Source organism: Acidithiobacillus sp. (assembly GCF_023255755.1).
In the GTDB taxonomy this organism is placed as follows: Bacteria; Pseudomonadota; Gammaproteobacteria; order Acidithiobacillales; family Acidithiobacillaceae; genus Acidithiobacillus.
The window spans coordinates 1-8017 of the sequence record NZ_JAGDVS010000161.1 but is presented as its reverse complement, the minus strand read 5'-3'; the positions used below and the strand labels follow the sequence as shown (position 1 = coordinate 8017).

7 protein-coding genes are annotated in these 8017 nt (G+C 62.5%); 2 read left to right on the top strand and 5 right to left on the bottom strand.

From position 1 onward, the window contains the following. Positions 1–1799: DNA topoisomerase IV subunit B (locus tag Q0C48_RS11355; protein WP_291524421.1), on the top strand; the 1799-nt coding region annotated here is incomplete at its 5' end. A 17-nt stretch (positions 1800–1816) separates the two neighbouring features. After that, a complete protein-coding gene (gene parC, locus Q0C48_RS11350; protein WP_291524419.1) occupies positions 1817–4222 on the top strand; it encodes a DNA topoisomerase IV subunit A in 2406 nt (801 codons plus the stop codon). A 37-nt stretch (positions 4223–4259) separates the two neighbouring features. On the opposite strand, the gene Q0C48_RS11345 is transcribed toward parC, so the two are convergent. The 5 genes from Q0C48_RS11345 to Q0C48_RS11325 form a co-directional block, all read right to left on the bottom strand. Further along, on the bottom strand, positions 4260–4826 hold the full coding sequence (locus tag Q0C48_RS11345; RefSeq protein ID WP_291524417.1) for an ANTAR domain-containing protein: 567 nt from the start codon (positions 4824–4826) through the stop codon (positions 4260–4262). Between the two features lie 4 nt (positions 4827–4830). Next, positions 4831–5178: a CbiX/SirB N-terminal domain-containing protein gene (locus Q0C48_RS11340; protein WP_291524423.1), complete on the bottom strand. Its 348-nt coding sequence runs from the start codon at positions 5176–5178 to the stop codon at positions 4831–4833. An 18-nt stretch (positions 5179–5196) separates the two neighbouring features. Continuing rightward, the gene (gene cobA, locus Q0C48_RS11335) at positions 5197–5982 is read right to left on the bottom strand and encodes a uroporphyrinogen-III C-methyltransferase (RefSeq protein ID WP_291524415.1); all 786 of its coding nucleotides are present in this window, start codon (positions 5980–5982) and stop codon (positions 5197–5199) included. Between the two features lie 14 nt (positions 5983–5996). After that, the gene (gene ybiB, locus Q0C48_RS11330) at positions 5997–7028 is read right to left on the bottom strand and encodes a DNA-binding protein YbiB (protein ID WP_291524413.1); all 1032 of its coding nucleotides are present in this window, start codon (positions 7026–7028) and stop codon (positions 5997–5999) included. Then, positions 7025–8017 (bottom strand): molybdopterin dinucleotide binding domain-containing protein (locus Q0C48_RS11325; protein ID WP_291524411.1); only part of this gene is annotated, 993 nt, incomplete at its 5' end. The genes ybiB and Q0C48_RS11325, both read right to left, overlap by 4 nt.

Genomic DNA, 8017 nt, shown 5'->3' with positions numbered 1-8017 from the left:
GTGGCGATGGTTCGGTGATCGTCGAGGACAATGGCCGCGGCATCCCGGTCGGTATCCCGCCCGGCGAGTCCCGCCCGGCGGCCGAGCTGGCCTTCACCACCCTGCACGCGGGCGGCAAGTTTGATAAGACGGATGTGGAGTCGGCCTACCGCTTTTCCGGCGGCCTGCATGGGGTAGGCGTGGCGGTCACCAATGCCCTGTCCCAGCGGGTGGAAGTCGAGATCAAAACCCGCGACCCCCAGGGATCGGGGAACGGTCGCTATCGCCTGGTGTTTACGCAGGGGGATGTGAGCGAAGCGCTGACCCGACTGGAAGACTGCGGCCCGCGCACCCATGGCACGCGGGTTCAGGTATGGCCGGACGGGCAGTATTTCGACTCGGCCAAAATCAATATCCGCGAGCTCACCCATCTCCTGCGCGCCAAGGCCATTCTCCTCCCTGGCCTGCAAGTGAGCCTCACCCTCCCGGAGCAGGAACCCGTCGTCTGGAAATATAGCGAAGGTCTGGCGGAATACCTCGCGGAAATCGTCGCTGATATCGAACTGGCCACGGCGATTTTTGCGGGAGCCTCCTATCAGGACGGGGACAGTAACGGTTTCGCGAAAGGGGAGGGCGCGGGCTGGGCGCTCTGTTGGATTAACGGCGCCGCCCCTAACCCGGAAACTTACGTCAATCTGATCCCGACGCTGGACGGCGGTACCCACGAGTCGGGCTTTCGGGCCGGGGTTTTTGAGGCGGTGCGCAGTTTTATGGAGCACCACAGCCTCGTTCCCGCCAAGCTCAAACTGGTACAGGATGATGTTACCGGTAAGATGGCACTGGTGCTGTCGGCTCGCGTGCTCGATCCGCAGTTTCAGGGGCAGACCAAAGACAAGCTCACCAGCCGCGACGCCCATAAGCTGATGGCGCAGACCGTGCGTGATCCGCTGGAACTCTGGCTTAACAGTCATCCGGATGCGGGGAAGGCGATCGCAGAGTTGGCGATCCAGAATGCCCAGGCTCGTACCCGCGCCGCGCAAAAAATCGAGCGTAAGAAGGGCTCGGGCCTGGCGACACTTCCCGGCAAACTGACGGATTGTGAAAGTGAGGATATTCAGCGCAATGAGTTGTTTCTGGTCGAAGGGGACTCTGCCGGCGGTTCCGCCAAAGCGGCGCGCGATAAAGAATATCAGGCCTTGCTGCCGTTGCGGGGCAAGGTGCTCAACACCTGGGAAGTGGATGCGGACCAGATCTTCAAAAACCAGGAAGTCCACAATATGGCGGTGGCCCTGGGCATTGAGGCACACAGTTTTCAGGCGGACCCGGATCGGGTGCTGGCCGGGCTGCGCTACGGCAAAATCATGATTCTGTCCGATGCCGATGTGGACGGCAGCCATATTCAGGTGCTGATCCTGACCCTGTTCCTGCGGCATTTCCCGGCGCTGTTGCAGCGCGGCCACGTGTTCGTGGTCAAGCCGCCTTTATACCGGGTGGATACCACCTGGCGCGGTAAGGCCCGTAAAATCTACTGTGAGGCCGAGGCGGAGCGGGACGCGGCGATGGATCGCCTGCGCACCGAAGGCGTCAAGGAAAGTGCCATCTCGGTGCAGCGTTTCAAGGGCCTGGGTGAGATGAATCCGGATCAGCTCTGGGAAACCTCCATGTGCCCCGACACCCGTTCCCTTGTTCCGTTGTCCATGACGGCTGCCGACCAGGCGGCACTGCATACCCGCTTCGGCCTGCTGATGGCCAAACAGTCCGCTGGCGGGCGTCGCGAATGGATGGAGCGGGATGGCTGGACGGCAGATATTGATATTTAAGGCGAGGAGTTTCAAGTATGGCTAACACCCGGGATCTTTTTGATCTCATCGGTAATGCGCACTCCCCGGAAACCGGGGCGGTCACCGGTAACGCTCCCGCGCTGGTGTCACCCGAAGCGGTGCAGGAAGTCGCTGCATTATCCGCGGCCTCGCCAGCATCACCGCCTCCGCCATCCGGGGATGCTGCCCCGGACTCTGGCGAACCTCCAGAGCCGCCGCTCGCGGGATATGCCGCGCGTGCTTACCTGGCCTACGCCATGAGTGTGGTAACCGGGCGGGCGATTCCGGCGCTGGCCGATGGCCAGAAACCGGTGCAACGGCGGATTCTCTATGCCATGCGCGATATGGGGCTGCAACGCTCACCGAAGCATGTCAAGTCCGCCCGGGTGGTGGGCGAGGTGATCGGCAAGTGGCACCCCCACGGCGACACTTCGGTGTATGACGCCATGGTGCGTATGGCCCAGCACTTCACCTTGCGCTACCCGGTGGTGGATGGGCAAGGCAACTTCGGGTCTCTGGACGGCGACTCGGCAGCCGCCATGCGCTACACCGAAGCCAATCTGACCCCCATTTCCGAGTTGCTGCTGGCAGAAATGGACGAGGGCACCGTCGATTTTCGCAGCAACTATGACGGTACGCTGGAAGAACCCGTCACCTTGCCCGCCCGGTTGCCCTTCCTGCTGATGAACGGCGCCTCCGGCATCGCGGTCGGCATGGCTACAGAGATTCCGCCCCACAATTTGCGCGAACTGGCGCAGGTCTGTGCGGAGTTGGTCTTGCGCCCGGACATGGCCGATGACGAAATACTGCAGCAGATTCCCGGTCCCGACTTCCCTGGCGGTGGCCAGATTATCTCGACGCCCGGGCAAATCCGCGAGGCCTATCTGTCGGGGCGCGGCAGCATCCGGGTGCGTGCCCGCTGGGAGGTCGAAAAGCTGGCGCGCGGGGAGTGGCGTATCGCGGTACAGCAACTGCCGCCGGGGGTGTCCACCGCACAAATCCTCTCGGAGATAGAAACCCTTTCCAACCCGCAAGCCAAAGGGGAAGGCAAAAAAAAGGCGCTTACCCCGGAGCAGCAGACGACAAAAAACGCCATGCTGTCCCAGATGGATACCGTGCGCGACGAGTCGGGCAAGGCCCATGCCGTGCGGATCGTCATCGAGCCGCGCTCGCGCAATCAGGACCCGCAGAGTCTGATGACCTACCTGCTGGCCCGCACCTCGCTGGAATCCAATCAGTCGGTGAATCTCACGGTGCTGGATCTGGATGGCAAAGCACCGTGTATGCCGCTCACCCGGATATTACGGCAGTGGGTGCGCTATCGGGTGACTACCGTACGGCGGCGTAGCCAGTTCCGCCTCGACAAGGCCCTGGCGCGCATCCATATTCTCGAAGGCCGTTTACGGGTGCTGCTGGATATTGACGCGGTGATCCGTGTAATCCGCGAGTCCGACGACCCCAAGGCCGACCTCATGGCCCATTTTGATCTCAGCGAGATTCAGGCAGAAGACATCCTGGAGATTCGCCTGCGGCAACTGGCGCGACTGGCCGGCATTGAGCTGGAAAAGGAACTGGCTGACAAACGGGAAACGGCCGCGTACCTGAGCGCGCTCCTGCAGGACGAGTCCCGACTGCGGGCACTGATTGCTGAAGAAATCACCGCCGACGCGAAAAAATTCGGGGATGATCGTCGCACTCTTCTGGAAGCCGATACGGCGATCACCAACAAATCCATCCAGACCATTGCCGCTGCCGTCACCGACGAACCCGTTACGGTGATCGTCTCGCAAAAGGGCTGGCTGCGTACCCGCTCCGGTCACGGACTGGATACGACGGCTCTGGGGTTCAAGGAAGGCGATGCCTTGTTGCAAGCCTTCGAGGTGCGATCTGTAGATACGCTGGCCTTGTTGGATAATTCTGGGCGTGCCTATTCTATCGCCGTGGCGCAAATACCCGGTGGTCGCGGCGACGGCATTCCCGTGTCGAGTCAGGTGGATTTTCAGCCGGGCGGCGCGCTGGCATCCGTGGCCTGCGGCGCCAGCGACAGCCTGTGGCTGGTGGCCGGAACCGGTGGCTATGGATTCCTGACCACCCTGGAAAAACTGACTGGACGCAATCGGGCGGGCAAGGTCTTTTTGACCTTGAGCGCGGATGAGCGACCGTTGCCGCTGGTGCCGGTCACCGACCTTCAGGCAGAAACACTCTGTTTGTCTTCAGACGGGTATGGCCTGCTGTTTCCCCTTGCCGAGGTCAAAAATCTGCCCAAGGGCAAGGGGATCAAACTGATCGCCCTGAGTGCGTCTGCCACCTTGCAATTCCTGTCGGTTTATCTGGAGGGTCAGCCCTTGCCGCGCGGATTGCGGAAAAATCGCGTGGACGCCTGCCGGGGTCGGCGGGGAGGGCGGGGCAGGGCGGCGCGTTGATATGCTTTGGTCGGAGTGATCAAGGTGCAAGACGTGGTTAAGGGCAAATAGCAATCACCATCTCCGCGATCTCCGCCAGCTTTTTGCCCTTATCCATGGCGAGGCGGCGCAGGCGGCGGTAGGCCTCGGCTTCGTCAATCTGCATGTCGCGCATGAGGAGGCCTTTGGCTTTTTCTACCAGCTTGCGCTCGGAAAGGGCGTTCTGGGTGTCTTTGAGTTCCTTGCGCAGTTGCCGGTATTCGGCATAGCGTAGAGCGGCGACCTTGAGGATGGGGGCGATGTCGCGGGCGGAGATGCCGTGGGCGACGTAGGCGGCGACCCCGGCGCGGATGGCGCGGCGCATGGTGTCTTCATCTTCGGGGGCGCCGAGGACGACGACGGGCAGTTCCAAAGTCTCGCTAAGGAAGACGATGTGTTCGAGGACGTCGCGTTCCGGTGTGCCCGCTTCGGCGATGATGACGTCGGGTTGCAGTTTTTCCAGGCGCTGCCAGGAAAGCTCCGCCCACGAGAAAATATCGGCGACCTGATGGCCCTCCAGACTGAGCGCCGCGCGCAGAATCTCGGCGCGCTCGGTGTTGTTGTCAATCAGGATGATGCGGTGCATGGGTTCATTGCAAGGCTTGCAGCGCGGCGCGGATAATCATTTCTGATTCGCCCAGAGGGCCGTCGATGCGGATCTCGCAGCCGGGCAATTCGGCCTGGAGTTGGGCGACGAGGGCGGGTAAATCTTCCTGCAAGTGTCGGCCACTACTCCAGAAAAGCGGCGAAATACGATACTGGCGCAGCCCGGCTGCATAAGCTTCGCGCATGGCCTCGTCCAGGCCCGGGGTCCATAATTCCAGATAGCAGAGGATGATCCGCCGCTGCGGCTGGGATACCTGCAGGCGCGCGGCAATCACCTCGAAGGGGAATCGCCATTGGGGGTTGCGTGAACCGTGAGCCAGCAGGAACTGCACTTCAGGCAAGGTAACTCCTTAAGGTTGTTGCAGTAAGTGGCGCGCCGCCTCTTCTGTTCTGGGCAGCCAGGCACAGCGATCGGCGAGATCAACCACGGCCCCGATAATCAGAATGGCCGGGCTGCCCAGTCCGGCGCGGACGATTTCCGCACTAAGCTGTGCCAGGGTCGCCCGTACCTGTTTTTGTTCCAGGGTGGCCCATTGTACGGCGAGGCAGGGAGTTTCCGCCGCGAGGCCGCCTGCCATGAGTGCCGCGCAAATGCCAGCCGCCCGCTCGATGCCCATGTAGATTACCAGAGTATCGGCTGCTTGGGCGTAGCGCGACCAGTCCGGTGCTTTGCCGCCGCGCGCTTCATGACCGGTGAGAAAGAGCACCGACTGGCTGCGGTGACGATGGGTGAGCGGCACCCCCGCATAGGCTGCTGCCGCCATGCCGCTGGTGATGCCGGGGATGATTTCGTAATCGATATCGGCGGCGCGCAGGGCCAGGCACTCCTCGCCGCCGCGTCCGAAAAGGAAGGGGTCGCCGCCCTTCAGCCGCACTACCCGCAGACCTTGCAGCGCGGCGCGGATGAGTTGTTCGTGGATGAGCAATTGCGGGGTCGAGTTCTGGCCGCCACGCTTGCCAACCTCGACTTTGCGGCAACTGTCCGCCGCCATGTCGAGGATCTGCGGGTTGGCGAGGGCGTCGTAGAAGATGATCTCCGCCTCGGCGATGCGGCGTGCCGCCCTGAGGGTCAGCAGTTCGGGATCACCGGGGCCAGCGCCGACGATGGAGACTTTAGGGAAGGAGGGCTTTTGCATGCTGAGGTCTCCGGCTATTCCGCATTGCTGGAAAGTGTCTGGGACAAGAGCGCTCGGGCACTGTCCACGTCCGCGCTGCGGCCGCTGAGAGAGAGGAGGCAGAGCGCCTGATCGGCCAGCGGAGCGGGCAAAGGGGTGCGGCCGGCAAGGACCTGCTCCATGAAGCGGCAGGTGGCGCTAACGCTGTGATCCTCGGGCAGTACCGGGATCTGGGCCAGCGGCTTATCGTCCTTGGCCATCCACAGGGCGCAATCTTTCGCCACACAGGTGTGCAGGTCGGGGCGGCGTTTGGGGTTGGCGAAGGGTTCGCCCTCGGTGCCGCGCAGGCAGAGGGCACTACGCCCGGTTGTGCTAAAAAAGGCTTGCAGAAGCTCCAGATAAGGCGGGTGGGTGACCCCGGCGCAGTGTACTGCAGATATTTGGAAAGGATTGATGAGTTTGACGACGGTATGCGCGCTGGAGCGGACGCCGAGTTGCTGGCGGAGCTGGAGCATCTGGCCGATGCCTGGGTGTAGTTGCTCTATCGGCAGGTAACTGAGACCCTGTTGCTGCAACAGTTTACTTGCATGCGCGCTATCATGGGCGATGGGCAGACCGAATCCAGCAAAAATCTGCGCACTGCTGACCCGTCCGGAGGGATCGTGGTCGGTGAGTGTCATAGCGTTCCCCGCCGTGCTCACTGCCGGGCCGTGCAGTAATACCGGCACGCCGCAACGGGCGAGAATCAACGCCAGCAAGGGCAACAAATTGGCGCCGCGCAGGGTCCCGTTGTAGCTCGGGAAAACCACCTGGCGATAAGCACTGTCGATGGAAACGGGCAGCAGGCTCGCCTCACTGGCGCTGACAAAACCGCGCAGTTCATCTACGGATTCGCCCTTGATACGATAGGCGGCCCACAGGGCTCCGGCCACGAGGTCACGGAGATCGCCTGCCAGCCAGGCGGCAAAGAGGGATTGGGCCTCTTCCAGGGACAGGTCTTCGGCGTGTTCGCGTCCACGTGCGACGCGGCCGACGATCTGATTCAGGTTCAGGGGTATGGTGTTCATGAGACCTCTTGGCGCACGCGGCGGATAATGTCGAGGATTTCCGGTTTGCAGGAGCCGCATTCGCCGCCCGCACCACAGACCTGCGCAATCTGGCCGAGGGTGAGCGCGCCCGCTTCGATACTCTGCCGCAGGGTGCGCTCATCCACTCCGGTGCAGGCGCAAACGCCCCGCGAGCCCACCCATGCGCCCATATCGACGGGCACTTTGGGGGCGAAGAGGGCGTGCCGGTAGGATTGGACGTCCGCGGCGCTTAACAACAGTTCACGCAGCCAGTCGCGGGTGGCGTCTTCCCCGAAGAGGCGGGCGGCATGGAGCTGGTTGCCCCGGATGCAGAGGCGTTTGCGCACACCGCGACGGCCATCATCATAGTCGAGAATGTCGATGCCATCCATACCCAGTACTTGATCCCAGGCGTGAATCTCGCCGGCTGCCGGGGCCTGTTCGCCAGCGAGGCGGAGGATAAAACCCTCGCGTTCGCCCCGACGGATGCGGCTGAGGCTCGCATAGGGGAATTGTCGGGCGATACGCTGGGCGGCGTGAAAATAGATATCCCGATCGTTCAAGCGCAGGACCGTACCTTGCCAGGGGAAAATCACCGGCTCCACCCGCACTGCCGTGTGCTTGAACTCCGGCTCGCCGGAAATGGGATCAATGGCAGCGAGAGTCAGTTGATTGCAGAGGGCGGCGGGGGCAAAGCGGCGCCCGAAGTGCATGGGGGCGAAGATCAATCCCGGTTGCAAATCGCCATTGATGCGCACTCGGAGGATGTTGCTGCCGCGCCGGCTACTAACTTTGGCGAGGACATCGCTGCTGAGGTTCAGGCGTTGGGCGTCATCGGGGTGTATTTCGAGAAAGGCTTCTTCGTCGCTGGTGAAGAGGGCCGCCACCTTGCCGGTGCGGCTCATGCTGTGCCACTGATCGCGCAGGCGACCGGTGGTCAGGCGCAGGGGATAGCGGGCGTCGATCTCTTCGGCGACCCCGAGGTATTC

Coding starts and splice junctions, on each gene's coding strand:
- Q0C48_RS11345 (WP_291524417.1), bottom strand. CDS start 4,826: ATGCACCGCATCATCCTGATTGACAACAACACCGAGCGCGCCGAGATT.
- ybiB (WP_291524413.1), bottom strand. CDS start 7,028: ATGAACACCATACCCCTGAACCTGAATCAGATCGTCGGCCGCGTCGCA.
- cobA (WP_291524415.1), bottom strand. CDS start 5,982: ATGCAAAAGCCCTCCTTCCCTAAAGTCTCCATCGTCGGCGCTGGCCCC.
- parC (WP_291524419.1), top strand. CDS start 1,817: ATGGCTAACACCCGGGATCTTTTTGATCTCATCGGTAATGCGCACTCC.